The organism is candidate division WOR-3 bacterium, from assembly GCA_029858255.1.
Classification (GTDB): Bacteria; Hydrothermota; Tepidihabitantia; order SM23-42; family SM23-42; genus SM23-42.
The window spans coordinates 26836-53339 of the sequence record JAOUFJ010000013.1 but is presented as its reverse complement, the minus strand read 5'-3'; the positions used below and the strand labels follow the sequence as shown (position 1 = coordinate 53339).

The 26504-nt window shown below is 47.8% G+C and carries 25 protein-coding genes and 1 pseudogene; 11 read left to right on the top strand and 15 right to left on the bottom strand.

Annotated elements, in window-relative coordinates; translation table 11 throughout:
* Position 1: 1 nt before the first annotated feature.
* The 15 genes and pseudogenes from OEV79_07180 to OEV79_07110 form a co-directional block, all read right to left on the bottom strand.
* Complete coding sequence (locus tag OEV79_07180; GenBank protein MDH4211216.1) at positions 2-748, bottom strand: PHP domain-containing protein; 747 nt, start codon at positions 746-748, stop codon at positions 2-4.
* Positions 748-1092, bottom strand: a complete 345-nt coding sequence (locus tag OEV79_07175; GenBank protein ID MDH4211215.1) for a DRTGG domain-containing protein — start codon at positions 1090-1092, stop codon at positions 748-750. The genes OEV79_07180 and OEV79_07175 overlap by 1 nt, the downstream gene beginning before the upstream one ends.
* Positions 1070-2386 (bottom strand): 4Fe-4S dicluster domain-containing protein, encoded by a 1317-nt coding sequence (locus OEV79_07170; GenBank protein ID MDH4211214.1) that lies wholly within the window; start codon positions 2384-2386, stop codon positions 1070-1072. Before OEV79_07170 ends, OEV79_07175 begins: the two co-directional genes overlap by 23 nt.
* Positions 2379-2843 (bottom strand): ATP-binding protein, encoded by a 465-nt coding sequence (locus tag OEV79_07165; GenBank protein ID MDH4211213.1) that lies wholly within the window; start codon positions 2841-2843, stop codon positions 2379-2381. Before OEV79_07165 ends, OEV79_07170 begins: the two co-directional genes overlap by 8 nt.
* A complete protein-coding gene (locus OEV79_07160; protein MDH4211212.1) occupies positions 2824-3201 on the bottom strand; it encodes a hypothetical protein in 378 nt (125 codons plus the stop codon). The genes OEV79_07165 and OEV79_07160 overlap by 20 nt, the downstream gene beginning before the upstream one ends.
* 3 nt (positions 3202-3204) lie before the next feature.
* On the bottom strand, positions 3205-3705 hold the full coding sequence (gene nuoE, locus OEV79_07155; GenBank protein MDH4211211.1) for an NADH-quinone oxidoreductase subunit NuoE: 501 nt from the start codon (positions 3703-3705) through the stop codon (positions 3205-3207).
* Between the two features lie 193 nt (positions 3706-3898).
* A complete protein-coding gene (locus OEV79_07150; protein ID MDH4211210.1) occupies positions 3899-5182 on the bottom strand; it encodes a Glu/Leu/Phe/Val dehydrogenase in 1284 nt (427 codons plus the stop codon).
* 166 nt (positions 5183-5348) lie between these two features.
* The gene (locus OEV79_07145; GenBank protein MDH4211209.1) at positions 5349-6707 is read right to left on the bottom strand and encodes a sigma-54 dependent transcriptional regulator; all 1359 of its coding nucleotides are present in this window, start codon (positions 6705-6707) and stop codon (positions 5349-5351) included.
* A complete protein-coding gene (locus tag OEV79_07140; GenBank protein ID MDH4211208.1) occupies positions 6707-8917 on the bottom strand; it encodes an ATP-binding protein in 2211 nt (736 codons plus the stop codon). Before OEV79_07140 ends, OEV79_07145 begins: the two co-directional genes overlap by 1 nt.
* 122 nt (positions 8918-9039) lie before the next feature.
* Entirely contained in the window at positions 9040-9843 is an 804-nt protein-coding gene (locus OEV79_07135) for a hypothetical protein (GenBank protein ID MDH4211207.1), read from the bottom strand.
* On the bottom strand, positions 9824-10477 hold the full coding sequence (locus OEV79_07130) for a lactate utilization protein (protein ID MDH4211206.1): 654 nt from the start codon (positions 10475-10477) through the stop codon (positions 9824-9826). Before OEV79_07130 ends, OEV79_07135 begins: the two co-directional genes overlap by 20 nt.
* A pseudogene (locus OEV79_07125) lies at positions 10474-10746 on the bottom strand (carboxymuconolactone decarboxylase family protein). The gene OEV79_07130 and the pseudogene OEV79_07125 overlap by 4 nt, the downstream one beginning before the upstream one ends.
* A 275-nt stretch (positions 10747-11021) precedes the next feature.
* A complete protein-coding gene (locus OEV79_07120; protein MDH4211205.1) occupies positions 11022-12902 on the bottom strand; it encodes a phosphoenolpyruvate carboxykinase (GTP) in 1881 nt (626 codons plus the stop codon).
* A 182-nt stretch (positions 12903-13084) separates the two neighbouring features.
* Positions 13085-13318 (bottom strand): hypothetical protein, encoded by a 234-nt coding sequence (locus OEV79_07115; protein ID MDH4211204.1) that lies wholly within the window; start codon positions 13316-13318, stop codon positions 13085-13087.
* Between the two features lie 20 nt (positions 13319-13338).
* Positions 13339-14460: a T9SS type A sorting domain-containing protein gene (locus tag OEV79_07110; GenBank protein ID MDH4211203.1), complete on the bottom strand. Its 1122-nt coding sequence runs from the start codon at positions 14458-14460 to the stop codon at positions 13339-13341.
* 90 nt (positions 14461-14550) lie between these two features.
* Here OEV79_07110 and OEV79_07105 point away from each other — a divergent pair, with 90 nt between their 5' ends.
* The 11 genes from OEV79_07105 to OEV79_07055 are packed head-to-tail and all read left to right on the top strand — an operon-like array spanning position 14551 to position 26472.
* Positions 14551-15573 carry a M42 family metallopeptidase gene (locus tag OEV79_07105; GenBank protein ID MDH4211202.1) on the top strand — a complete coding sequence of 341 codons (1023 nt, stop codon included), beginning with the start codon at positions 14551-14553 and terminating at the stop codon, positions 15571-15573.
* On the top strand, positions 15528-16571 hold the full coding sequence (locus tag OEV79_07100; protein ID MDH4211201.1) for a M42 family metallopeptidase: 1044 nt from the start codon (positions 15528-15530) through the stop codon (positions 16569-16571). Before OEV79_07105 ends, OEV79_07100 begins: the two co-directional genes overlap by 46 nt.
* Before the next feature lie 3 nt (positions 16572-16574).
* Entirely contained in the window at positions 16575-17327 is a 753-nt protein-coding gene (locus OEV79_07095; GenBank protein ID MDH4211200.1) for a M23 family metallopeptidase, read from the top strand.
* 9 nt (positions 17328-17336) lie between these two features.
* Positions 17337-18293, top strand: coding sequence for a GDP-mannose 4,6-dehydratase (locus OEV79_07090; protein ID MDH4211199.1), 957 nt, complete (start codon positions 17337-17339; stop codon positions 18291-18293).
* Positions 18290-19207 carry a GDP-mannose 4,6-dehydratase gene (locus OEV79_07085; protein ID MDH4211198.1) on the top strand — a complete coding sequence of 306 codons (918 nt, stop codon included), beginning with the start codon at positions 18290-18292 and terminating at the stop codon, positions 19205-19207. The genes OEV79_07090 and OEV79_07085 overlap by 4 nt, the downstream gene beginning before the upstream one ends.
* A gap of 11 nt (positions 19208-19218) precedes the next feature.
* Positions 19219-20316, top strand: a complete 1098-nt coding sequence (locus OEV79_07080; GenBank protein MDH4211197.1) for a glycosyltransferase family 4 protein — start codon at positions 19219-19221, stop codon at positions 20314-20316.
* Positions 20306-22561, top strand: coding sequence for a tetratricopeptide repeat protein (locus OEV79_07075; protein ID MDH4211196.1), 2256 nt, complete (start codon positions 20306-20308; stop codon positions 22559-22561). The genes OEV79_07080 and OEV79_07075 overlap by 11 nt, the downstream gene beginning before the upstream one ends.
* Positions 22562-22576: 15 nt before the next feature.
* Complete coding sequence (gene lptE / locus OEV79_07070) at positions 22577-23089, top strand: LPS assembly lipoprotein LptE (protein ID MDH4211195.1); 513 nt, start codon at positions 22577-22579, stop codon at positions 23087-23089.
* Positions 23090-23971 (top strand): hypothetical protein, encoded by an 882-nt coding sequence (locus OEV79_07065; protein MDH4211194.1) that lies wholly within the window; start codon positions 23090-23092, stop codon positions 23969-23971.
* Complete coding sequence (locus OEV79_07060; protein ID MDH4211193.1) at positions 23968-25941, top strand: S9 family peptidase; 1974 nt, start codon at positions 23968-23970, stop codon at positions 25939-25941. The genes OEV79_07065 and OEV79_07060 overlap by 4 nt, the downstream gene beginning before the upstream one ends.
* 18 nt (positions 25942-25959) lie before the next feature.
* Positions 25960-26472 (top strand): SAM-dependent methyltransferase, encoded by a 513-nt coding sequence (locus OEV79_07055; protein ID MDH4211192.1) that lies wholly within the window; start codon positions 25960-25962, stop codon positions 26470-26472.
* Positions 26473-26504: the final 32 nt, after the last annotated feature.

The following is a 26504-nucleotide window of genomic DNA, read 5'->3' as shown; positions in this document are numbered from 1 at the left end:
ATCAATTCTCCAGTACAATACCGCGTCCTTCCCTTTTCTGAAAAGCGTTTCTTATCTCATCTATCGTTGGCTTTTCTATCCAGAATCTTGTTGTTCTCTGGCCGATGTCCTCGAGGTTGTGAGCGTCGGAAGATGTTACTACGGGGTAGTGTGTAAGTTGGGGTATTCTGCGGGCAGCCTCATCATATGTAACCAGTGACGATATCTCAAGGGCATCAAGATCCAATCCGTCTGGGATGAAGCCCAATTGTCCGATTATACTATATACTTCCCGGTCGACATGTGACGCTATGGCTAAGCCTTGGAGATCGTGAATTTCCTGTACGACCTCTTCGATCGAGAAGTTAGTAGCGCCAATCAACAGCCTGTGGTTATAACCTTCGACTTCGTCAATTTCATTAGCGATTATCTGTTCGCCGAAGAGGTCCTCTTTGTTCTCCCCCGGCGTGAGCCTGGCGTAAACCGATTCCTGTATGGACAAGATCGCATCATAACTCGGGAATATGCCAATGACATGTACTTCTTCGACAGTGGTGATCTCCATCCCAGGAAGTACTGTCAGTACGGTGTTGTGTGCAACTTTCAGAGCGGCGCTAATATTTTCTGCGGAGTTATGGTCGCATATGGCGATCATATCCAGACCTTTTTTGACGGCCATTTCAACAATTCTCTTGGGTGACATCATCAGGTCGGCGCATGGTGATAAACAGGAATGGATATGGAGGTCGGCGTCCAAACATTTGAGCATCAGAGCGTTCCACGCAAGCCCATACCATAGAGATGACCGATAAGGTCGAAAGCCGATGACTCGCTTGTCAGGAGAGGAACGTTCTCGGATTGAGCCTTATTGATCGTCTCCTCATCAGGTTTGCGTCCGTTTACCAGCACGATGGCAGACAGTTCCTTGAGCACCGCCACGGCGATGATGTTGGGATGTGCCTGCAGAGTGATCCAGATATTTCCTTTTTTGCTATGAGCCATCACGTCGCTCAGGAGGTCACTGGAATAGCCCCCAGTTACCTCGCGGTCAAGCGATGTCTCTCCGGATCCTAATTTCAAATTGCATTGCTTAACGATTTCTGCGAGCTTCATTTTTATCTCCGGTACTATTTTTGTCCTTCATCACAATTTTATTATAATGAATACAATCCTCAAGTTTTGCTTCACCCCTTACGATATCCTCGGCCAGCGTTTGGCAGTCCGGTGCACCACATACACCGCAGTCGGTGCCAGGGAGTTGCTTTATTAATCTCTCTTTATCCTTCAATTTCTTGATCGCTTTATCGCGGTCTTTGTCAAGCGGTGGAAATGACTTTGGCTCGACCGCCCACTTGAAGGAAAAGAAATTCTCCTTGTACAGTTTTCGTACCATTTCAGTATTTACCCTCTTCTTACCACCGAAATGTCTGATGAGTCTCAAGACATTGCTCTTCGCGATGAATCTATTCTCGACGGTCAGCGGTCCTCCGATACATCCATCGGGGCATATCAAGCATTCGAGGTACTCGATGTTCTTAAGCCGACCCGACTCAACATCTTCGAGGATTCGTATTGTGTTGAGAACTCCTGATACCGAGACCGAATTTGTGTATTTGAGTCCCCGAATCTCGCCACCTTCAAATGCCCAGCCAATACCGATGCCGCTGATACGATTTTGCGTCTGCATCATAGTCATTGGCAGATTCCGTTTCAGTTTCATCATGACTTTGTTGTATATTTCCTTTATCGATATCGCGCCGTCGAGGTTTGATTTTTCCATGGTCTCAGGTCTGGTTATCGAGACCATTTTCGCAGAGCATGGGGTGATGTCAATAATTCCGATCTCTTCAGGTGCGTAACCCTTTTCTCTATTTACTTCAATGCGAAGGTTCTTGGCCGCGATTTCACGCGGTGGTTCAAGGGGCAAAATATTCTTACACAGACTGGGGAAGAGTCTCTGGATGAGCCTCACAACGACCGGACATGTGGAAGATATTATCGGACGCGGTGATTTGTTTTCGTCGAGATATTCTTCGATTGCTACACTGATCATTTCACAAACCAACGCTTCATCATAGACGTGGTCAAAACCTATTTCACTGATTATTGTCAGGATTTCGTTGGGCATTACCTGTTCACCAAATTGAGTATAGATCACTGGTGAGGGTAGTGCGATCTTGAATTTGAACCGATCGAGGTCAGAAGATGCGGTTGTGATAGGTATTATGGCTCCATACGGGCAGACACGCAGACATGCTCCGCAATCGATGCACTTCTCAAAGTTGATACGTGCTTTTTCCCGGCGTATTCTTATTGCTTTGGTGGGGCAGGTCTTCATGCATGCAACACAGCCTATGCATTTTTCCTCGTCGACCTTTATTGAGTGAATGAAGATCTGTTCAGGCATTGTTCCCGTTGAGAAATATTTTAATCTCTATCCTCGTGCCCTTGCCGACGCGAGAGGTTATTTTGAAGACATCAGCATTCTTCTTCATGTTGGGAAGACCCATACCAGCGCCAAAACCCATCTCCCGCATTTCTTCGGTTGCCGTCGAATAGCCTGGTTGCATGGCAAGGTCGATGTTTTCGATCCCTGGGCCTTTGTCATCGATAATCAGTAAGATATTGTCCCGGCATACATTCACCTGCATTGTACCCCGACGGGCGTACATTACTACATTCATTTCAGCCTCGTATGCCGCGATCGCCACGCGTCTCACAAGATCACTCTCGATACCGATCTCGCGCAGTGTATTCCTGACCTTACAGGATGATTCACCTGCATTGACGAAATCCCCGCCTTCGATCTTGAACTCCTGTTTCAATAGTACCTCGGATCGCATCTTATTTGTTCTCAAAGGCATCCGGGGTAGCGCCGATGATGCCTTCTGTGTACAGAATGCCGCAGGCTTCAAACATCTTCAGTTTGGTGGTAAGCAGTGGAATGTTGCACTGCTCGGCAAGTTCTATTGTTTCCTCTGTAGGGTTCTTACCACGGACGAATATGATTGCTCCAACACCTGCGATCTCACAAGTTCTGACCACTTGCTTGTTGGTCAGTCCAGTTACGAGGAGTGTATTTCGTTCAGAATATGGTTTCGAGAAAGCAAGAACATCGCTCATAAGGTCTGATGCTTTGGCGTATTTTATATCAAGATGTTGGGCTGTTTGTCCGGATATGAATTCTGCATTCAACAGTATCTGTATTTGGGAAAGGATCATGTGCTACTTTTTTCTTTTCCTTGTTGTTGATTTTTTCCTGGGTTTCTTTTTGTACTTTTCAAGGATTTGATCGACCTTCTTGATTGTGGTCTGGCCGTGATAGTTACCATCGACGACCACGATCGGTGCTAATGCACATGCCCCAAGGCAGTTTACATTCTCCAGAGTGAATCTCCTGTCAGGCGTGGTGCAGCCGGGGTCGATTTTAAGTAGATTTTTCAGCCGGTCCTGGACAAGGGGTGCCCCACGTACATGACAAGCCGTGCCCAGGCATACGGTCACAACGTGCTCACCCCGTGGTGTTAGGCTGAAAGCACGGTAGAAGGTCGCAACACTGTAGACATCGATGAGCGGGACGTTGAGTTTATCGGCGACGAATTGGAGGGTTTCGGGGGGCAGCCAGTGATACTTTTCTTGAACATCCTGCAGGACGGCAATCAGAGATGCTTTTTCTGCGTGATATTTGTCAACTATAGTTGATAGTTCTTTCGTGTTGATTTTCATATCACTCCTTTCTCGGGCTATTATTATACTTAGTTTTCGTCGATAGTCAACATGTTGTTGCCATATGCACTATTGCAGAATGCAGTTGTTTGAGAGCGGTTTTCTGCTGTCCGTATGTTGATATTCTGAGTTGAATGTGATAACAAAAAAGCCGGGTTCTGAAGAACCCGGCTTTATCAAGCTACTGGAAGGACTAATTTCGACCGATCTTTCCGAACAGTCTGATCGAATCAGCGACTCTTTGAACGGCAAGGATGTATGCAGCGTGCCGCGTGTTTGTTTTGTGCTTGTCAGAGACACGCACAACATCCCAGAACGCTTTCTGCATCATTCTCCAGCACCGGTTCTTGACTTCTTCTTCGCTAAAGAAGCACTTTTGAAGGTCCTGTATCCATTCCAGGTATGATACCGTAACGCCACCGGCGTTGGCGAGGATATCAGGGAGCATGAAGACATCTTTTTCAGCCAGTATCTCATCGGCATCGGCAGTAGTGGGTCCATTTGCGCCTTCACATATTATCTTAGCCTTGATCTTGTGGGCATTTTTCTCATTTATCATGCCTTCGATCGCGCATGGGAGGAGGATATCGCAGTTGAGCGCCAGTAACTCTTCATTTGTGATCGAATCGTATTTCTTGAATCCTTTGACAGTTTTTGTTTGGTTGACGTGTTCACACAGACCAGGGATGTCGATTCCATTTTTGTTATGGATGCCGCCGTACATATCGGTTATTGCGATGATTTTGCAGCCATACGGGTGGAGCAATTCTGCTATGGAGCTGCCAACGTTACCGTAACCGATAATGGCAACACGTTTTCCCTCGAGCGGATATTCAAGGTGCTTTGAGGCCTCAAGCAGGGAGAAATACATACCAAGACCTGTGGCTCCAGCCCGTCCGAGAGAGCCCCCGATTTCCAGTGGTTTTCCCGTAACCACGGCTGGTTCAAAGTGACCGACATAGCGACTATATGCATCGCATATCCAGGCCATGGTTCGGGCATTGGTCCAGACATCTGGTGCCGGGATGTCCCGGTTCGGTCCAATGATCTCTTTTATGGAATATGTGTATTCTTTCGTGAGTTTTTCCAGCTCACTTTCGGTCATCTCCGGGGGATTGCAGATCACCGCGCCCTTAGCACCGCCAAGTGGCAGGTCCATAACGGCTGTCTTCCAGGTCATCCACGCGGCGAGCGCCTTGCACTCGCTGAGCGACGCGTCTGGACTGTAACGAATACCGCCCTTACCCGGACCACGCACCGTGCAATGCTGTACTCGGTAGCCGGTATAGGTTTCGACATTGCCATCGTCACGAGTGATGGTCATATGCACGGTCAGTTCTTTCTCCGGGAACTTGAGCCGGTTATATATCCATGGCTCAAGATCCAGGGAGTATGCCGCCCTTTCGTATTGCATCGTTGCTTCTATGAAAGGGTCATATTTTTTCTCTCTAATCTTTGTCTCATTTATTTTTACCATCAATAACCTCCATTGAAGAAATGTATATGCAATAAGTGTGCCTGGGAATTATGTTGAAATTATGAGACTTCTATTCTGGAGGTGAATCTTTATGCTATTAAGCATAGCATAATGCTATAGTGCAAAAAGAACTTGCCATTTTTGGATGCAGTTTATGCTGAATAACCTACTTGCTTTTCTTGATTTTTCTGAACAAAGATGTTGGATGTATGCCCAATATTCTAGCTGCGCGGGTTTTGTTCCCACCGGTATAGTTGAGCACTTCTTTTATGTATTTTTCCTCGAGTTCTTCAATAGTGACGAAAGTCTTCTTGTCGATCTGGTCCTTGATGACCGGTTCTATTGCCCTGGTAACGGTTATCTCTGCCGGTAAATACTGGATATCTATTTCTTCAACCTGATACAAGGCCATGACTCTTTCGATAATATTACGTAGCTCGCGGACATTACCCGGCCATTTATGATTGACCAGCGCGCTTGCAGCTTGTTCCGATATACCCCTGAATGATCTATGGAGTTCAACATTGAAGTCCTTCATGAATGCGAGTGCCAGGGGTATGACATCTTCTTCTCTCTCACGAAGTGGAGGAATTGCGATCGGTACGACGTTAAGACGGTAGAACAAGTCCTCCCTGAAATTATCTTGTTCCATCTCAGCCTGCAGGTTTTTATTGGTGGCGGCGAGGATACGCACGTCTACGGTTATCTGTGTTGTACCGCCAAGACGGGTGAAAGACTGTTCTTCAAGTACCTTGAGGATTTTCGCCTGAAGGGGAAGCGGCATATCAGCTATCTCATCGAGGAAGAAAGTCCCGTGATCGGCCTTTTCCAACAGGCCTATCTTGCGACGGCGCGCATCAGTAAAAGCACCTGGTTCATAACCAAAGAGTTCGCTCTCCATGAGGTTGTCCGGCACAGCTGCACAGTTGAGCTCGATGAACTGTTCCTCGGCGCGGCCGCTATTGTAATGAATCGCACGGGCGAGGAGTCCTTTGCCAACGCCGCTCTCTCCAGTAAGGAGGATTGTTGTTTTCTCAAGCGGCGCAACGCGGCGTGCAGTTCTCACGGCTTCGATCATTTTTTTGCTTTGGGCGATTATGCGGTCAAAGTAGTATTTCCCTTTTTCAGTTTCAACGGTATCTGAGACCCTGACCCTTAACGATTGGAGTTCCAGTGCCCGCGCGATGCTGGCTTTCAGCTCGGTTATCTTGAACGGTTTCATCAGGTAATCATATGCACCCAGTTTCATAGCTTCAATCGCTTTTTCAATTATCTCGTAGGCGGTTATCATGATTACCGCAGTAGTGGCTTCCGAACTTTTTACTTGTTTGAGGACTTCGATGCCATCGATACCAGGTAGCATCAGGTCAGCAAGCACTATGTTGGGCCGATGCCTTCTGAAGATCTCTAAGCCGGTTTCACCCGAGTCTGCGACCAGCACCTCATAACCTTCCTTTATTAGTGCCCGCTTCAAGTTATTTAAAGTCAACACTTCATCATCGATTATCAGTACGGACGCTGCCATTATTCCAATACCTCAGTTTTGGTTCTCGTTTCTTGCCTTATGGGAAGCATTAATGCTACTTCCGTGCCCTTGCCTGGACTACTGCTTATCGCGATCTGCCCTTTGTGGCTTTTGACATAACTGTAGCTTATGCTCAGACCCAGTCCTGTGCCCTCGCCTTTTTTTGTGGTGAAAAAAGGATCGAATACGCGCTTTAAGTCTTCATCTGAAATGCCCACTCCGGTATCGTTTATTCTGATCTCTATCTGCTCTTCGAATTTGACCTTGTTGGTCATTACTGCTATGATGCCGCCTTCAGGCATGGCCTGGCCAGCGTTGAGAAAAATATTCAGCAGTACCTGGCGGACTTGATTGGCATCTGCGGTGATATGGGGCAGGGAATCAGCGAGCTGCTTCTGAAATTTGATTTTCCTGAACAGCGGCTGGTGATTGAGAAAGGAAATTGTTTCGGAGATCAATTTGTTGATGTTGATCTTGGTGAACGAAGGCGGCGAAGGTCTTGCAAAGTTTAGAAGTCCCTTGATCGTTTCAGAAATGCGGTACGCACTGTCCAGAACCTGCTTGGCCTGTGTTCTTCTCTCCACATCCTTCTCTTCTTCGATCAACAGTTCAATATATGACGTGATGCCAAGCAGAGGATTATTTATTTCGTGCGCCGCGCCGAGGGCAACCTGGCTCAGCGCCGATAGTTTTTCATAATCCGCCATCTGGGCCTGCATCTTCACTTCTTTTGTGATGTCATTCATCAGAAGTGTTGCCCCGGAAATATCGGTCTCATGCCTTATCGGGAATCCGGATATGCTGAAGATATAATCACGGTCGTCACTTGAGACCGATGTTTTCATAATATAAAAAGGTTCCTTGTGGGTGAATATGTCGTCTATTGCCTTGGTGATGACGTCATTCTTCAACAGTGGCAGGGCCTCATAAAGGTTTGTATTTATCTCTATGTCTTTCATACCGGACAATGTTCGCACGAAATCATTGTAATAGGTTATCCTGAGTTCTCGGTCAAAAGCGACTACACCGCTCGATATACTGTTTATGATATTCTTGATGTATTCTTCTGAAACGCGTAACTGCTTGCTCAGAGATTCACAATCGCGCAGACGCTTGCGTAGTTCAGCGTTTATTGTATCGATTGTTGTTTTCTTCTGATGGGCATCGTCGAGTGCTGACTTCAACGCTCCGGTCAGATTTTTCAACACATTGGTTACTTGCCGGGAGAAGAATACCGACGAGAAAACCAGGAAACCTCCAAATATCAAGAATATATAGAAAATAACGCTCTTCAGCCGCGCTACCGGTGCGAGTGCCTCGTCGACATCCATCTCTGACACGAGGTACCCGTGGAATTCCTCGAAGCTTCGGTAGGCGCAGATTACATTCTCGCCGCGATAATCACGATGAATGAGCACTCCGCCGCCGTCGGCATGGGGGTTCGCGTCTTTGCTGTAATATCCGTATTCCTTGAGTACCGTGCCGCCGAGCCTGGAAGGGGAGAGGAAAATACCATTCTCGTCTACCAGGAAGATTTCGCTCGTCCGGCCGATGCGCAGGTCCAGAATAAGGTCGTAGAGCGCCTTCAACGAAATGGATGCGAGTATGACGCCGATCTGCCGGTCATTGCGATTGTAGAGCGGTGTAGAAATTATCATCGCTGATGTATCGAGGATGTCCGAGTAGAATATGCCGCTGTTGTAGAACTCACCGGTCATCGATTTTCTGAAATATATGCGTTTGTCTACCGTGCCTCGCAGATCATTGGTTGAGAAGATCATTTTTCCGGACGGGTCTGCAGCAGCGATGAAGTCGAATGATGGCTTTTCCTTCAAGAATCTCTGCAGGAATGTTCTTCTGGTACGGACATCGGTTATCTCGGCTACATCCATAGTAGCGATAGAGAGGAGATCATGTTTACGTTCTTCGAGGAAGGTCTTTATTGCCCGGGCGTTTACCTCAACAGAGTAGCTCAGTTGCTGCTTTACCAGATCTTCGAAGTGCCTTGACGTCTCAAAATTGAGAATGTAGAAGAAGATGACGAAGGGGAGCAGGAACAGACCTAGGGTGATGAGTGTGTTACGGAGTTGGAGTCCCCTGTAATAATCATGATATAATTCTTCGCCACATTTGACACAATGTGTTGTGCCCTCAGAGTTTTCAGTGCCGCACTTCTCGCAGATTACGATTTTTGGGATTCCTTTGTTCATTCTCTTGATAATTCTAGATAGATTGCATTTTTTGTCAATGATATGATGTATTATCGATACTCTCTCTCTGGAGGCGCGGTCACCATTATGTGAGGGTGGTGTAGACGTACGTGGTAGAGTGACTACTCAAAATAGATATCCGCTCTCCGGTCACCGAAAAGGTCATTGTGCATGTTCATCTTCTTGTCGAGTGCCAGATCTGGCTCGATGTCGACGATCCTCACACAGATTTCCTCTCCCGCACGGACCAATATGTCGCCGTTTGGGGCGACGACCTGGCTTTTGCCGATGAAGTGGAATTTTTTATCACCCCGCGCTTCGTTGCCGACACGGTCCGCAGTAATGATGAAAACACGATTCTCAATAGCCCGTGTCTTCATAGCGTCGGGACAGTATGGTGTCACAAGATTCGCGGCATGGAGAATTATCTGCGCTCCCTTTAGCGCCAGCGTTCTCATGGCTTCCGGGTAGATCCAGTCCCAGCATATGAGCATGCCGAATTTTACGCCGCTGTATTCGAAGATGGTGAAACCGGTATCGCCAGGTTTGAACAAGAATTTTTCTTCGAAAAAAAGATGTGATTTTCGATAAGTGGCGATAATTCCTGTCGGGGTGACAAAAGACATGGAGTTGTAAAGAGAATCATCCACTATTTCAGCAAAACCATATGCAAACGAACAGTTTGCGTCATGTGCCAGTTTCTGCATGAAACGGCTCGTTTCTCCATCGGCGGGTTCGGCCAGTTCCATCAATTCCTTTTTATCTAAAAATGCATAGCCCGTGTTGAACAGTTCGGGGAGTACTACAATGTCCGCGGTCGTGCCTCTCAACAGTGCCTTGACATCTTCGAAGTTTTTTTTCTTGTTGCCGAATGACGGATTGAATTGTAGAAAACCGACCTTCATACTAGTAACCCAGAATCTCATTAACGAGAATGACCTTGATATTCGTTTGCCATGGTCGGTATTGCATTATCGTCGTGACCCGGCATATCCTGCCCGGCGCATTGCAGTTAACACAATTGCCTGTCTCGGCACATGGTGTCTTGGCGCCGACTCTCTTTGCATTGATGACTCCAGCGATTTCTCTGCTGCGTCTGACTCCAGAGTCGATATCGGGAACGATCTTGTTGTATCCGGCAACGATAATGACATTGTCAGGACCGTAGATCATGTGGGCGACACGGTTCCCTATGCCATCGATATTGATTACATCACCTTGCTCGGTTATCGCGTTGGCACTCGTCAGATAATAATCCGCCGTTCCTTCTTTTTTTCTTATTTCACGGTTTGTTTCTTTCGTGGCCTCGGGCTTCCAGTGGTGGGTGACTTCGTTGCCGCGTTTCTCGAGTTGCCCGATGATACGGAGTTCGCGTACGGTAACCGAACCACCGATACCAACGGTTGCTTTTTCCGGTATAACCTTCAGCAACGCTTCATTCGCACCAGCAGCATCAGGGAAATATTCGGCATCGAAATCCCTCTTTTTCAGTGCCTTGACAACCTGCATAAGCGCATTTTCGCTGTGCCATATTCTGAAATCATTGAATTCGGATGTCATTTCAAACCACCTTTTTTCAGCTCGTCCCAGCTCGCGTAAGCCCTGCGGAGATGAGGTATCGTTATCGAACCGCCGGCAATGAGCCCGACCGTCATGGTTTCTGCGAGTTCTTCATCACTGACTCCGTTTTTATGGCAATTCACCAAATGATAATCTATGCAGTCCTCGCAGCGCAGGACGAGCGAGGCGACCAGGCCCAGCAATTCTTTGGTTTTCGCGGGCAAGGCGCCAGCCTCGTAGATCTGTGAATCAAGATGAAAGAATCGCTTTGCATTTTGCCCGCAGTATCTGGACATGTTCTCGATCAATTCATCGCGTTCCCGGACAAAATCCTCGATTTTTCTCCTGGACATATTTTGACCTCCTTAGATTTTCTAAAATGGCAAGGTTCTTTTAATTGTCTCCCGCAGATTATAGCGTGATTGTTGTTCGTGTCAATGAAGATAGGCTGAAAAAGTGAGCAAATCATTGGTGTATTTTTGTTTCAAGAAAAAAAGGGCCGGCGCAGGCCGACCCTTTTCGTCTGTTTTGATCTTTTGGTTTCCTACGCGAGTTTTTCTGGTGTGATATAATCGCCGTGTTTCTTTTGTGCCTCCAACAATCTTTTGCGCTGTTCTTCGAGAACGTCGAATAGGATTTTTGGTGTATCATTGACCTTGGTTTCGTAGATCTCCTTGATGCGGTCGATCTTAGCGAGGCTCTCGGGCACACGTACCGTAAACTGCTTCCTGTAATCTTCCTCGGTGTAGTCTTTGTTCAGAACTTCCTTGAAGAGTTTCTTGAGGTCTTCGTATTTGGGGATGCGGCCTGTTGGTGTATCGATCGCTCCGACATCTTTGTGAGCTCGAAGTTCCATCCACTTATACCATACTTTCTTATCGGTTTTTGCATTGAGGAAATTACCTTCTTTATCTTTAAGGAAATAATTCACCGAGAAAATGAGCGGTGTCGTTTTCAGACCTTTGGAAAAATCCAGGTTGTTTTGAATGTACTGCCCGACCGGGATCGACAAGAAGTCGAGATTCGACATGAGGTTGAATTTTCTCACACCGGCCTGACCCAGGGTTGCGGCGGTCGTTTCTGATTCAAGGGAGGCACCTTTTGTAATTATGCCGTGCGCCCAGTCGAATGATTCTTCGACTGGTACCCAGGTGTCCGAATCACGTCCGCCATAGACCATGCCACCGACTACGACTCCCTTAGGGTCGTGGAGGGTCTTATCGAGGTTTTCAAGATTCTCGAGTGAAAGCGTGAACCTTGCATTGGGATGCGAAGGGGGAATCTCATTGCCTTTTGCATCCTTCTTGCCCGGGGTCCAATCACCCGCATGATTACAGCCTTTAGGCGGTAGGTCGCCGTCTTTGCCGATCCAGTGCACGTCTTTTTCAGGTGTTACTAACACATTGGAAAATATGAGTTCACCTGGAGTATGCAAAGCCTTCCACTGGATTGGATCATCTTCAGAGTTGATCCCCTGGATAATACCGAACATACCTTTTTCAACGTTTACCGCACGGACCTCGCCGTCTTTCTTTCTCAGATAGGCGATGTCATCACCGACGATTGTCTCGCTGTCGAGCATGGCCGTTGACGTTTTGCCGCAGAGAGAAGGAAACGCACCAGTGAAATATGTGACACGATTTTGTGGACCATGAATGCCCATGACGAGCATATGTTCAGTGAGCCATCCTTCTTCTGATCCTCTCTTTATCGCTAATCGCATCGATAATTTTTTCAGGCCGATTGTATTACCACCATACTGTGTGTTGCAGCTGTAAACAAGATTCTCGAGGAGGTCAATGTAAACACGCCGTTTGTCGAGGTTCTTGCAGGTCTTTCGCTCGTCCAGCTCACCTGCGGAATGCACTACTTTGAAGAACTTGGCGTTTTTCCCCTGGCGCACGAATTCCTCAAATCCCTGACGGTACAGGATATCTTCACTGTGAGCGACATATGCGGAATCAGTTATTTGAACGCTCGGGAGAGAGAACTCAGAATTGGTGGGGCCGAGGCAGAAGAATCGGACGTATGCTTCACGGCCTTTCATGATATCCTTCATTATTTCATGCACTTCCTTGAGGCACTCGTCGCGGTTTCCTGTTTTGATCGTTGCTCCCAGGTCAGTACCCTTCGGTACAAGAATTAGCGTATGCTCTTTGTCGCGGGCCTGGTCTTTGGAGTTGTCAAAGTGAATTGTATGACCCTCGGTGGCAAGTGGTTCTTCCTCACCGTTCTTGAGCGCCGCTTCTCTCACGTATTTGAGGTCGGCAGGGTCATCTGTACAGATGAATACCTTATCCGGATTGCAGTGCTCTACATACTTGGCAACGAATGCATGCAGACCAGGATTGTCAATTCGTGATAGCTTTCCATAGCCCTCATCCCCTAACCGTTGTTTTAGAAAATCACTGACTTTTGCGTCCATCTTATTAGCCTCCTTAAAAGTCTCATCCCTTAATACAAACTAGTGTCTTTGAACTCTCATTTGAATCATGTGTAAAGAATGATTGATCTGGCAATTATACACACTTTTGATTTGAATGCAAGAGAATAGTGCTGTTCCAAGTCGAGGACCGTCTCAGCCGTTACGCTATTGGGTCTTTCTCGTCAACACTTGCTGACCTTGGTTCCCGTGTGAAAGAAAGCATTTCTACGCATTTTTATGCATTTGTCTGCTTCGATGCCGATGAGATTACCGCATCGGCATAAGACCTCACTTCCTTCACGTATGCTGTAATCTCTCGAAATCCGGGACTTATAACAGCGGAGCACGTGGCCCTTGCCGACCTTCAGATACCGGAAAATCTTCCCTTTACATCTGGCGCACTTTATGGTTAGCACGACGGACCCGTTATCCCCGCTCAGTCAATAACGACGATCTTGCACGGACGCATCTCTTGATTTTCCGCAATCATAAAATAGACGCCACGTTGCAGATCGCGTAAATCAACCGTTTCGCGTTGATTCACGAGTTCCAAACTCATGATCAATCGGCCTGAAATATCATACAGTTTGATTTGCGCTGGTGTCATTTTCGTCGTGATATGCATTGTGCCGCGGGTTGGGTTTGGCCGTATGATGAACGCCGGATTCATCCAACTGACGATTTGTGATATCCCTGTTTCCACACCGAAGAACGTTGTGCCGGGCATACCGGGTTGACCATTACCCCAACCCCCTATTCCGCCCTCACCGCCCCCATATGTGATCTGTAGATCCGATGTATCCAGAAAAGAATGGTAGAACACCTTGAGGCGTCCTCCTCCAGCGCCACCGCCTCCGTAGCCGCCGTATTCGTCAGTGTCGCCACCCGGACCGCCTTCAATGGCAAAGGTGTCTGCTCTGAGCGCTACACTATCAGCCCTTATCATGATTCCGCCGCCTGATCCGCCACCGCCGGCCGCGATGACCGCATCGTATCCGGCCGCTCCCATTGAGGTGATCGATGAGGAGTCTATACGCACACTATTCGCTGTTATAAGTACACTGGCGCCACCGTTGCCGCCGAAGCCTTCCACACCACCGAGTCGCCCGGCACCTCCTCCAGAGCCGATCAGTGTGATGGTATCATCGCTGGTGCCGTAGGAGATACCGCCATAGCCGGGAATGCCGCCACCATTGCCGCCTGTGCCTCCGTAGCCAGCGCCGCCGCCACCACCGCCGCCAAGGTTTCCAGCCCCTCCGTATCCTTGACCATAGCCATCTGCATGGGCATCGGTGCCTCCCCAGTAGCCTGCTCCGTCTGCTGTGATCATTGACAAACCTGTGATATGGATGTCTGGAGCATTGAGTACAAGCCAGCCTGTGGAATCTGCACTGCCGGTCCAGGACGTGATAAACAACCTGGCAGTGTCTGCAGCGTGTATCTTGATGTTGTAAGTATGTTGGCCGCAGATGTTAAGCGTGTCGTTGTATACAATGAGGCTGTCGCTATCTTCGTAAATATATCCGAGGATAAGCGATATATACAATAAAATATTCATCTTTTCCTCCGCAGTAAGTATAGTCGCACACCAGACGTAGTCAATAATTGATTAGGTTGACAATAATAGCTAATTAAATATAATTTGACCGTGTTACAGGATTTAAAAGAATTGAGCGAATTGAATGGCGTGAGCGGCGACGAGATCAGGGTCAGAGAGTACATAAAGAAAAGAGTCAAAAAGCATGCCACTCAAATATCTGAGGATCCGTACGGCAACCTGATAGTCAGAAAAGGACCTGAGAAGGGACCCAGAATAATGCTTGCCGCGCACATGGATGAGGTTGGCCTCATGATAACCGGAATCGAGAAGAGTGGTTTGCTGAGATTCCATGCGATCGGCATGATGCCCAACGTCCTGATGGCAAAACGTGTCTTCATCGGCAAAGACAAGGTCCTCGGTGTCATGGGCCATAAACCGATCCATCTGGCAAAGGAAGAAGAATTAAAGAAAATGCCAAAGACGAAGGATCTTTTTATCGACATTGGCATGTCGTCCAAGGAGGATGCCAGCAAGGTCGTTCAGGTAGGGGATTATGCAAGTTTCGGTACCGAATACAGGGAGAATGGTGATTCTGTTCAGGGCAAGGCGTTCGATAACAGAATTGGCTGTTTCATCTTGCTCCGAATGATAATGGAATCTGACCTACCTGCATTTTATTCATTTACGGTGCAGGAAGAGGTCGGCCTGAGGGGTGCACGTATTGCTGCTAATCGAGTTAAGCCGGATGTTGCGATCGCAGTTGATACAACTTCGTCGGGCGAGTGGCCCGACGATGGCGACACTCCCCAGTATCCGGCATTGGGAGCGGGTGCGGTTGTGACCACGGCCGATCGTTCGGTGATATGTGATGAGAAGCTTGTCAGGACAATACGTGAAACCGCTGAGCGGGAGAAGATTCCTTATCAGGACAAGAGACCGATGATCGGGGGCACAGACGCCGGGTCCATGCACGTGGCAGGGCCCGGGGTCCGGAGCGCGGTGATCAGTGTACCGGCACGATACATACATTCGCCGCTCTCTTTTGCGTCCAGAGGAGATATTTTAGCTGTTGAGAAGTTACTGAGGTGCAGCATAAACAACATCATGGGAAAGGAACGGGAATGGGTTTGATCGAAGTATTATGTAACGCGTACGGTCCGACAGGTCGCGAACATCGCGTTCGGGGAATAATAGAAAAAGAACTCAAAGGTCTTTGTTCCGACGTTTACACCGACCGATTGGGTAATTTGATCGCACACCGACCAGCAAAATCCAAACGCGGGCAGAAGATCATGCTCTGCGCGCACATGGATGAAATAGGGTTGATCGTTACATACATAGACAAAAACGGATTTCTGAGATTTACGAATGTCGGAGGGGTGTTCGCCGAGCGGGTGCCTTATCAGCGAGTTGTTTTTGAGAACGGGACGACCGGTATTGTCGGAATCGAACCCTCAAAAGATGAATCCAAATCTTCGGGACGGCCGAAATTCGAATCGATGTTCATAGATGTCGGCGCGCGCGACCGGGAGAGTGTCCAGAGAAAGGTGCGGGTAGGCGACATAGCATCTTTCAGCCAGCAGTTGGTATTCATCAATAAGAAGTGCATCGCGGGCAAGGCGATTGACGACCGAATTGGATGCTACTGCCTGATCGAGGTGGCCAAGCGACTGAAGAAGAGTATTCACGACATCTATTTCGTTTTCTCGGTACAGGAAGAGGTTGGCGGGCGCGGCGCAAGAACCGGTGCTTATGCGATTGAACCAGCCTACGCGCTTGCAGTCGATGTCACCGACACCGGCGACACCCCTGAGGCATATAAGATGCAGGTGAGCGTCGGCAAGGGGGTGGCGATAAAGGTAAAAGACAGTGGTTTCATAACGAATCCGATTATCATGGATAAACTCGCTGAATACGCGCGAACCCTTTCAATACCTCACCAATTCGAAATTCTTGAGCACGGTAGCACTGATGCTGCATTCATACAGCTGGTGAAAGGTGGGGTCATGAGTGGGGTGCTGTCAATACCAACCAGGTACATACACAGCACGAGTGAAGTCTGTGACCTGGACGATGTCAATGGTACGGTAGAGCTCCTCGCGCACGTCTGTGAAAAGGGTTTGGATTAGGCAATGAAAAAAGGCTACTCAATCCTCGTTGTCTCGGATGATTCGAGCCGTTCAAGGAACTACTTCTTATCCAGGAATTTCCTTATCATTGCCGGAGCGATTGTTGCTGCGGTCCTGCTTGTTGCGATCATTGCCGGGTTGAACTACGCTGCAGTCTATGTCCGCGCCATGGAGGTGGAGATGCTGAGACGTCGCAATGCGCAGCTTGAAAGGGAATTTACAAAGATCGAGGAGATCAAAGAGAACTTGCAGGTCGCGGAAGCTAACAACCGTAAGATCAAAGTCATGCTGGGTATAGAAAAGACACCCGAGCCAGTTGAACCCAGTATCGTAGAAATAAGTCCGAACTACACGGATATTGAGGTTCTTAAGGACATGCCCGAGAACATTCCGGCGCTCCTGCCGACAATGGGGCAGATATCCAGAGAATTCCATCTTGGGCATAATGGTCTCGATATTGCAGCGCCGCAATTTTCGCCGGTCATTGCCTCTGCTTCTGGTATTGTGGAAGGCACTGGATGGGATTCACTTTACGGTAACTATGTCGTGATCGAACATAATAAGAATTATTCCACTTTTTATGGACATCTCAATTCTATTGATGTTCTCAACGGAAGTCGAGTTAGTGGAGGTCAAGTCATTGGAACGGTCGGTTCCACTGGCAAATCGACATCTCCGCATCTTCACTATGAAGTGAGGTTTCGGGGCGAGCCAGTTGACCCGATTGGCTATCTTCCCTTTTTTGTTAAATTTTAAGGAGAGCATATGAGGATACTAATAACCGGCATATCGGGGTTCGCGGGTAGTCATCTCGCAGACTATTTCCTTGCTGAGGGTAAACATGAGATCTTCGGCACGATCAAATGGCGTTCAAGGCGTGAGAATATTCTGCACATGGAAAAAAAGGTGAGCCTCGTCGAGTGTGATATCACAGACGCGTTTGCGGTGAAGTCTGTTCTCGAGAAGAGCAAACCGGATTTGGTTTTTCATCTGGCCGCTCAGAGTTTTGTACCTTTTTCCTGGCACGCTCCAAAGGCCACATTGGAGACGAACATTATCGGAGAGTTGAATCTCTTCGAGTGCGTGCGTGAGCTCAAGTTGGATCCGATGATACACATAGCCGGATCAAGCGAAGAATATGGCATGGTGCATCCAGATGAGATACCGATAACTGAAGGCAATCCGCTGCGTCCCTTGAGTCCCTACGCGGTCAGCAAAGTAGCCCAGGATTTTCTGGGTTATCAGTATTTCAAGAGCTATGGTCTGAGGATTGTCCGCACCCGTGCTTTCAATCACACCGGACCAAGGCGCGGTGAGGTATTCGTGACATCGACTTTCGCGAGGCAGCTGATTGAGATCGAACTTGGTCAAAAAGAGCCTGTGTTACGTGTGGGGAATTTGAACGCAGTGCGCGATTTTTCGGATGTCAGGGACGTCGTGCGCGCCTACGCATTCGCCCTTGAAAAGGGCACACCAGGTGAGGTTTATAATATTGCATCAGGCGAAGGCACGAAGGTCGGAGATCTGCTCGATAGATTGGTTGCATTGACAAAGGCCAACATAAAGGTTGAACAGGATCCTGCCCGGATGCGTCCGTCAGATGTCGAATTACTCATTGGATCTGCCGAAAAATTCAAAAAAGCTACCGGGTGGAAGCCTGAGATCCCATTCGATAAGACACTCAGCGATTTGATGGATTACTGGCGCAGCGTAGTTAAATGAAGACGGTTCTTGTGACGGGCAGTGAGGGTTTTGTCGGCTCTCACTTGATCAAGGCGTTGGATGAATCGAAGTATGATGTAGTCGGGACATGCTTACCGCAACTGCTTCCGAAAAAAGGAAAATACGTAGCGCTGGATATCTTGAATCTGGACCTCACGGTCGAGATATTCAAACAATATGATCCTGATATCGTTTTTCATCTTGCTGCGATAAGTTCGGTGGCGAAATCCTTCCGCGATCGCCCGATTGCCTACAGCACCAATATCGTAGGTACGGCAAATCTGCTCGAGGCGGCGAAATCACTGAATAAGGAAATGCAATTCTACTTTGCCTCGACCTGCGAGGTATACGGTGGCGGCGAATGTTTGTCCGAAGATGCATCCATCGTTCTAAAGAACCCCTATGCCATAAGCAAATATGCGGCAGAACTGATTTGCGCTGATTATCAAAGCGATGGTATGGATTGCATCATTCTGAGACCCTTCACGCACACAGGTCCTGGACAGGCCGAGAGTTTTGTTTTGCCAACGATTGCCAAACAGATAAGTGAAATTGAAAAAGGCAAGAGGGCGCCCTTGATCGAACTTGGCAATATTGAAGCCAAGCGTGAGTTTCTGAACATCAATGATATCGTTGGTGCTTATGTTTTGACCCTTGAAAAATGCGTCGGTAAGGAGACATATAACATTGCTAGTGGCATTGGCTATACGATATCAGAATTGGTCGGGGTCTTTGCGGCTCTTTCAAAGAAAAATTTCAAGCTCAAAGTAAATCCGACAAAAATTAGAAAGAACGATATTCCCATTCTGTTAGGTGATGGAGCCAAATTCTCCCGACTCACTGGTTGGTCTCCTAAGGTGAAAATAGAGAAGACTATCGAGGATATCCTCAATTACTGGCGCGCCAAGGTGTAGCGTCTCAGTATATGAATATCCTTGTCGTTAATTGGCAAGACTGGGCGAATCCTTTTGCTGGCGGCGCTGAGGTCTATCTGTACGAAATTTTCTCGCGCATAGTAAAAAGCGGAAATAGAATCATATTACTTTGTAGTCGAGGTAGAGGACAGAGTCGTCATGAATTCATCGATGGCTTTGAGATCTTCAGGGTTGGTGGCCGGGCGAATTTCAATTTCGTTGCTCCTTTCGCGTTACGGTCAATATTGCGGCACCGGCCTATTGATGTCGTGGTGGATGATCTCAACAAGATCCCTTTCTTTTCAACGCTCGTAACACGGAAAAGGGTTTTGCCTACGTTGATGCATCTTTTTCGTTCGACAATATTCCGAGAGACCAATCCTATTTTCGCTAGTTACGTTTACGTCGCCGAAAGGCTGATTGGCATATTCTACCGCCGGGTCAATTTTGTGGCAATTTCGAAGAGCACCGCGCGGGATTTAAGAGATATTGGCATAAGGCGCTGCATCCATGTTGTATACAGCGGTATCCCCCAGCGCCGGGGTAGTGGTTTCAGAAATCGAGAAAATGACCTTGTCGCATACGTGGGTCGTGTGAAGGCTTACAAGTCGATCGATCATTTCATCCGAGCCGTGGCGATAGTGAAGAAACGCAGAAACATCAGGGCGAAGATCGTGGGGGACGGGGATGCATTGGATGATCTGAAGTCTCTGGCAAGAGAACACGGCGTGGATATTGAATTTACCGGTTTCGTTTCCGAGGATGAAAAGTATCGGGTCTACCGTTCTGCGCGCATAGTTGTACAGCCGTCGATAAAGGAAGGTTGGGGTCTGACGGCGATTGAAGCTCAGTCGTGCAGCACGCCGGTCGTGAGTGCGAATTCACCTGGTTTGCGCGAGGTCGTGGTTCACGGGCAGACCGGCTTTCTCTATGAATACGGTGATATCGCGGAGATGGCTGAGCGCATAATCGAATTGCTGGATGATAAGAAAAAGTGGACCCGTTATTCCTCTGCGGCCAAACATTGGGCACGCCAGTTCTCTTGGGAGAAGTCGGCAAGAATGTTTGAAGAGGTACTGAGAAAGGAAATCGATTTCAATGAAGGTTGATCATATCGCCTTTGGGATATTACTGTGCGTTCTTGTCATGACAAACATATATGCCGCCGGAAGTAGGGAGTTCGACCTTGCGGTGGATGCATACAAACGGGGCGACTATGCCATTGCACGTATCTATTTCGAAAATCTCCTTGATGATGGCGGCAACCGTGAATTCTTTCCCGATGCTGTATATTATTTGTTCATGATTCATAACCGCGAAGGGGATTTTGTTGGATTTCTGTCGTCTGCCAGCCGTTTTCTGGAGAGATATAGTTACGATTCGCGGGCAAATGAGGTTATCACACTGCTCGTGCGCGAACTGGTCGAGAGAAGTGCCTACCTCGTTGCATATGAATACGTTCTTAAATACGATTTTCTGATAAGCGATCTTCCTGCTCTGGAAGAATTAGGTCGGCGTCTTTTGGACCACGGGGAACCTGCATCGGCTGGCTATATCCTTTCTTTCTGTGGTCAGACTGATACAATAAAGATTCTTCGTGCGATGGCGAAGAGTGATCTCCATGAGCGCGTTAAGATACTGGAATCTTTGGATGGTATGACTCGTGATCTGTATCTGACGGAGAATCTTCTACTCATGGGCGATACGGTGAATGCCTTCCTTTCCTTTCGAAAGATATCTGGAGACCGATTCCAGGGTGATGCTTTTTACCGCTACACTAAGATTGCGCTGCTCTTTGCCGGCAGTGATATTTCACGCCATATCAAAAGACTCGGGACGATGAATGGATTTGACCGTAAGGCTGACCTCTTATATGCATTGGTCCGTGTGCAACCGCTACCACGGTTTCTGCCTGAAGATGATGATGAGCGCTCGCTCTTTGTGCAGATATTCAGCCTTGACACGATATCGCGAGCACCACCCCAGGATGTTCCCGTCGATTCAATCCTACAGTATGCCGAGGATACACTGTCGCGAATCAGAGAACTCAGAGGAAAATTCAGGAACAACTATTATTTGGATTCGTTGTATTGCCAGCATTTGATGGCGCGCGGTGAATACGAGCAGGCGAAAAAGGTAATTGCGGGTTATTTGAGGTACAAGAATGCCGAGCCTTACGCGCGAAAGGTAATGGGATTCCATCAGTTTGCGGAGGGAGATTATGAGTCAGCGGCCAAGAACATTATTCTATCCAACTACAGAAGCCCTGCGGTAACGTATGTCCTTGCAGAATGTTTGAGGTTCATGGGTCAGGGTGTTACGGATCTCTATGCTGATATAGCGACTCAGACCGCAGATTCTCTGCTCCTGAGAAAAGCCGTCAGGGGCTATTTATTGGAGAGTTATCGCGCCGAGTCTTATGGGGACATTCTTTCGGTCGATATCACCGAATTAGCGGGTGACACTGCTCTTGTTCGAATCTATGCGCGGAGTTTGGCTCGTTCTGGCAACATGGCTCGTGCCGATTCTCTATTCCACGCGTATCTTCAGGAAACCGATGATCAATTGTTGAACCTCTATGGTGAATATCTTATCAGTGCCAAGCAATACCGCCGGGCGAGAGCATATTACGATTCCATAATTCAGCATACAGCGACGGAGCCAGTTGAAGGTTTATACTACAATTGGGCGATGACTTCATTTTTGAACAACGAGATGGATACTGCTCTTTACAGGTTTAGATATTATGTCTCTAATTTTCGCCGGGGCGATCATTTCTATGATGCGTTGTTTAAGATCGCAACGTTGAATTATCTGAAGGAGGAATATGATTCGGCAGGCCACTATTATGGCCTGGCGTGTGAAGATGTTGCATTGACGTCAGACGCAATGCAGAATCAATTGATCAGTTACAAGAAGGCCGGCAACTGGCGTATGGTGATCAATACCGGTGAAAAGATGTTGGCCATGGTCTCTGATGAAGAACAGGCTGATGTTCATTTTGAGATCGGTTATGCTTTCTTGCGGGCAGGAAGGCCTCACGAGGCGATCGAGAATCTCAAGGTCGCGGTGAGGGCGAAGGCAGAACCATCATACTATTACTGGCTGGGTGAGGCATACCTTGGAAAGGGTGATTTTACACGTGCGTTCCATAGTTATCAGAAAATTGCTGATATCTTTCCTGATGATGAGATGTGGGCGCCTACGGCACGGTACAAGACCGGTATCACTCTGGAACTTCTGGATGAAATTGAAGCAGCGAAGAAAGTCTATGAACAGATCATACGTGAGCGAGGCATCAGTGATCCGATCGCCGCAGAGGCTAATTTGCGGCTCGAGCATCTCGAACCATAGAATTGGAGAACAAGCATGCGCATTGGAAAGGTTTATGATATGATTTTAATCAAGAAATCTGTAGCAACGGTCTGCCTGGTATCTGCGATTTTGATGCTCTCCTGCTGCGGATATTCAACACGCTCATTGATGCCTGGATACATGCAGAAAATATACATAGGTATCCTGGAAAACCGAACACTCAAGCCTGGTCTTGATGAATTGGCAACGAATACTGTGATCGAGGCTTTTCGTAGCGGCTCGAGTCTGCGTATCGTCGATGAGGGTAGCGCCGATCTCGTGCTTGAGGGGAGTGTATCGGGTTTTTCAAAAGACCCCTATACGTATACTTCTGACCAGACGATCCTTCAATACAAGATCACGGTCAGATACTCGATGCGCTGTGTCGATAAGGTCAGAAATGAAGTTTTCTGGGAGGGCGATGTATCAGACTGGGCTCTCTACGATACCGATGAAGAGCAGGGCATCAGGGAGGCCGCAAAAAAGGCCGCAGAAAGGCTCGTCACCAATATTCTTACCAACTGGTAGATGAAATTAAGTTCATTTTCCACAATTGACCTACCGCATCATGATGAGGAAGCGTTCAGCAGGATATTACTCGGAAACGGTCAACACCGGAAGATATTACAAGAACGAGATCCTGATGATGGAGCCCCGGGCTCTGTAGTTCAGCAACTGCTGCTCAGAGCCCACGACTGCTATTTTCGTGGGTTCTACGAGGATGGGCTGGCGTGCTACGCTCGGGTACTCTTTCATGATGAGCATAACCTCGATGCGTGGATCGGGCAGATACGGATTCTTGTCGATGTAGGAAGACATGAGGCAGCAACATACTGGTCGGACGAGGCTGCGAAAAGGCTGGGATGGGGCGACCTTCTACGGAATGCCAAGGCATTTGCTCTCGCCAGTGGCGGGATGATCGGTGAGGCGAAGGAGATTATCAATGTTCCGGTTGGAACTGATGAAACACCTATGATCTGGCTTTTGCGCGGCGAGGTTTTTCTGAAGATCAAGATAAATTTTTTCCAGAGATTGTTCACACCATACAAAGGAATCGGCAGGATGGGTGCTTTTTTTTGTTTTCTAAAAGCATTGAGTCCGGCCCCGAACGATTCTTTTCTTAATCAACGAGTAGGACTGGCGTACCTGCTGACGGGCGATGCAGTGCGGGGATCTGAACACTTGAGGTTTTCTTTGAACATGACGCCTGAAAACCCGTTGACTCTCTGCGGACTTGCGCAGTGCAGCAGGATGAACCATGACTATGAGCATGCCCTGTTCTACGTCAAGCGGGCAATTGCCGGCAATCCCAAATTGGATTGTGCATTCGAAATATTGCAGTGGCTCCACAAGCCACGTGTGACAAACATCAAAAAATTCATTGGCATAAAAGGAAAGAGGGACAAATGAGAAGAAAACATGTGGCAATCAGTGATCTGTACAGGATTGATTTCCTGAGGGAAATTGCCCTGTCACCCGATGGTAAAAAGGTTGCATACACGGTAGAGTGGATGGAAAGAAAGGATAATAAATACTACACAAATCTCTACGTGGTTAATGATAAGGGTAAGGTTCGCCATTTTGTCCGTGGGAAAAAAGATATCAAGAAAGTACGATGGTCCCCAGATGGAAAACTGATTTCGTTCATTCGAACTGATAAACAGAAACAGAATCTATGGGCGATTCCCTCGGACGGTGGTGAGGCTTACGCTATTACTGATGCAGAAGGGTTCTTTGGCAATTACGGATGGACTCCAGACAGCAAGAATATCGTTTGCGGGTTCACGGTCAAGAAAGAGGACAAAGACAGGGTACCGGATAAGGATAAACCGCCTCTATATCATCACATAAAGAGTATGTGGTATAAACTGGATGGGATGGGCATGTTGCCTCAGGAGAAACAACATGTCTGGAAGGTTAGTGTGCGCTCAGGTAAGATGAAACAACTGACACGGGGGCGTAATGGTGATGATTTTTCAGATATTTCACCCGATGGCAGGTATGTAGCATTCAGTTCAAACCGTAACGAGCATTTTGAGGAAAAATTCCAGTACTATGATATCTATCTTGTGGACATGAATACCGGAAGAGAAAGAAAGATCCAGACACCGGCCGGACCAAAATGGTCGCCCGTTTTTTCACCGGATGGTAAATATCTGGCATACCGGGGCAGGTTGTATCCGGAGGAATGGGTTGGCTGGCGCAATATTAACCAATGGTTGGTTGCGGTCAAGGGCGGCAAGGCAGTTAACCTGACAAAATCGTTCGACAACACTTTTGAGGCACTGATGGTTGACGATTTAGGAAACTATGCGTCCAACCGTCCTGTTTTTTCGAGTGATGGCAGGTTTCTGTACGATATAACGGTAGATCACGGCGATTATTGCGTCTATCGTATCGACATAAAGAATAAGAAAGCCAGCAAAGTGATGGGAGTCAATGAATGCATTTACGCCTTTGATCATGACGGAGTCGGTACCTGGGTACTGGCGATCAGCAATCCGGTTGATCCCGGCAACCTCTATATCTGCCGGGATGGTGTCCGTCAAAAGCTCACGCATTTAAACCGGGATTATCTGAGGGCACACAAGCTTGCCGTGCCAGAAGAGATCAGATGGAAGGGTCATGGCGGTGATGAAATACAAGGGTGGTTACTGAAACCTCCTGATTTCAGGCCGGGCAGGAAATATCCGCTCATCGTCCAGATCCATGGTGGTCCACACGCTGCATACGGTAATTCTCTGTTCCACGAATTCCAGGTGCTTGCGGCGAATCGGTATGTGGTGTTCTACTCGAACCCGCACGGCAGTGTCGGATATGGCGAGAAATTCGCCAAAGACCTGCACAACCGCTGGGGCATACCGGATACGCGGGATATCATCAAGGGTTTGAACGTGATAACGAGAAGGAAATACGTGGATCGCAAGAGAATGGGTGTTATGGGCGGCAGTTATGGGGGATTCATGACCAACTGGATCATCGGTCATACAGATCTATTCAAGGTTGCCGTGACTATGCGCAGCGTAGTTAACATGTTATCCTTCTGGTCATCGGATTTTGGCTTTGCGATGTCCAGAGAATTCAAGGGTCATTGGTGGGACAAAAGAAATTTTCAGTTCTACTGGAGCATGTCTCCAATTAAATATGTAAGAAGGATGAAGACCCCGTTACTGATAATACATAGTGAGCAGGACCATCGATGCCCGATCACCCAGGCTGAGGAGTTATATGCTGCACTCAAACTACTCGGAAGGGATGTGGAAATGGTACATTTCCCAGGCGAGCCGCACGGGCTTTCCAGGCATGGTTCGCCGCGGAGGCGCGAGAAGAGGTTGGAGTTTATTCTGAAATTCATCAAGCCCTATCTTAAGAAACAATAATCTTCGTTCCTTGGGGAAATGATACAACTCCTGGCAATATTTCTCATTGTTTTCGTTATCTACGTGTTGTGGAAATACTGGGCACTATCCGTCGGCGCAGGTTTTGACCCTGCACCCATGGATAAGGTGTATAAGATGCTGAGAATCGCCAAGGTTGGTAACGATGACATTGTGTTCGATCTTGGTTGTGGTGATGGACGTGTCTTGATTGCGGCCGCAAAACGTTTCGGCGCGCGCGGAGTCGGGATCGAGATCGACCCTTTCAGATTTATATTTGCATGGTTTATGACGATTATTTCGGGGCAGTCCAGAAGGGTTAGTATCATATTCGGCAATTTTTTCAAAAGAGATATTGGCGACGCGACGGCTGTAATGCTTTTCTTATACGGACCAACTAACAACCGACTCAAGGAAAAATTCAAACGCGAGCTAAAACCTGGTACGCGCATTGTTTCTTATGTCTGGGAATTTGACGGTTGGCAAATGGTTGACTGCCTACCCGAGGATAGAATATATATGTACGAAATATGATTGCATGCTACATTATTGACTTTGTCATTGGT

What these genes read in the sequence shown, in the direction of transcription:
- OEV79_07085 (MDH4211198.1), top strand. Translation starts at nt 18,290, where the DNA reads ATGAAGACGGTTCTTGTGACGGGCAGTGAGGGTTTTGTCGGCTCTCAC.
- nuoE (MDH4211211.1), bottom strand. Translation starts at nt 3,705, where the DNA reads ATGAAAATCAACACGAAAGAACTATCAACTATAGTTGACAAATATCAC.
- OEV79_07060 (MDH4211193.1), top strand. Translation starts at nt 23,968, where the DNA reads ATGAGAAGAAAACATGTGGCAATCAGTGATCTGTACAGGATTGATTTC.
- OEV79_07180 (MDH4211216.1), bottom strand. Translation starts at nt 748, where the DNA reads ATGCTCAAATGTTTGGACGCCGACCTCCATATCCATTCCTGTTTATCA.
- OEV79_07065 (MDH4211194.1), top strand. Translation starts at nt 23,090, where the DNA reads ATGAAATTAAGTTCATTTTCCACAATTGACCTACCGCATCATGATGAG.
- OEV79_07170 (MDH4211214.1), bottom strand. Translation starts at nt 2,386, where the DNA reads ATGCCTGAACAGATCTTCATTCACTCAATAAAGGTCGACGAGGAAAAA.
- OEV79_07075 (MDH4211196.1), top strand. Translation starts at nt 20,306, where the DNA reads ATGAAGGTTGATCATATCGCCTTTGGGATATTACTGTGCGTTCTTGTC.
- OEV79_07120 (MDH4211205.1), bottom strand. Translation starts at nt 12,902, where the DNA reads ATGGACGCAAAAGTCAGTGATTTTCTAAAACAACGGTTAGGGGATGAG.
- OEV79_07080 (MDH4211197.1), top strand. Translation starts at nt 19,219, where the DNA reads ATGAATATCCTTGTCGTTAATTGGCAAGACTGGGCGAATCCTTTTGCT.
- OEV79_07160 (MDH4211212.1), bottom strand. Translation starts at nt 3,201, where the DNA reads ATGATCCTTTCCCAAATACAGATACTGTTGAATGCAGAATTCATATCC.
- OEV79_07165 (MDH4211213.1), bottom strand. Translation starts at nt 2,843, where the DNA reads ATGCCTTTGAGAACAAATAAGATGCGATCCGAGGTACTATTGAAACAG.
- OEV79_07130 (MDH4211206.1), bottom strand. Translation starts at nt 10,477, where the DNA reads ATGACATCCGAATTCAATGATTTCAGAATATGGCACAGCGAAAATGCG.
- OEV79_07175 (MDH4211215.1), bottom strand. Translation starts at nt 1,092, where the DNA reads ATGAAGCTCGCAGAAATCGTTAAGCAATGCAATTTGAAATTAGGATCC.
- OEV79_07150 (MDH4211210.1), bottom strand. Translation starts at nt 5,182, where the DNA reads ATGGTAAAAATAAATGAGACAAAGATTAGAGAGAAAAAATATGACCCT.
- OEV79_07140 (MDH4211208.1), bottom strand. Translation starts at nt 8,917, where the DNA reads ATGAACAAAGGAATCCCAAAAATCGTAATCTGCGAGAAGTGCGGCACT.
- OEV79_07110 (MDH4211203.1), bottom strand. Translation starts at nt 14,460, where the DNA reads ATGAATATTTTATTGTATATATCGCTTATCCTCGGATATATTTACGAA.
- OEV79_07095 (MDH4211200.1), top strand. Translation starts at nt 16,575, where the DNA reads ATGAAAAAAGGCTACTCAATCCTCGTTGTCTCGGATGATTCGAGCCGT.
- OEV79_07055 (MDH4211192.1), top strand. Translation starts at nt 25,960, where the DNA reads ATGATACAACTCCTGGCAATATTTCTCATTGTTTTCGTTATCTACGTG.
- OEV79_07090 (MDH4211199.1), top strand. Translation starts at nt 17,337, where the DNA reads ATGAGGATACTAATAACCGGCATATCGGGGTTCGCGGGTAGTCATCTC.
- OEV79_07145 (MDH4211209.1), bottom strand. Translation starts at nt 6,707, where the DNA reads ATGGCAGCGTCCGTACTGATAATCGATGATGAAGTGTTGACTTTAAAT.
- lptE (MDH4211195.1), top strand. Translation starts at nt 22,577, where the DNA reads ATGCGCATTGGAAAGGTTTATGATATGATTTTAATCAAGAAATCTGTA.
- OEV79_07135 (MDH4211207.1), bottom strand. Translation starts at nt 9,843, where the DNA reads ATGAGATTCTGGGTTACTAGTATGAAGGTCGGTTTTCTACAATTCAAT.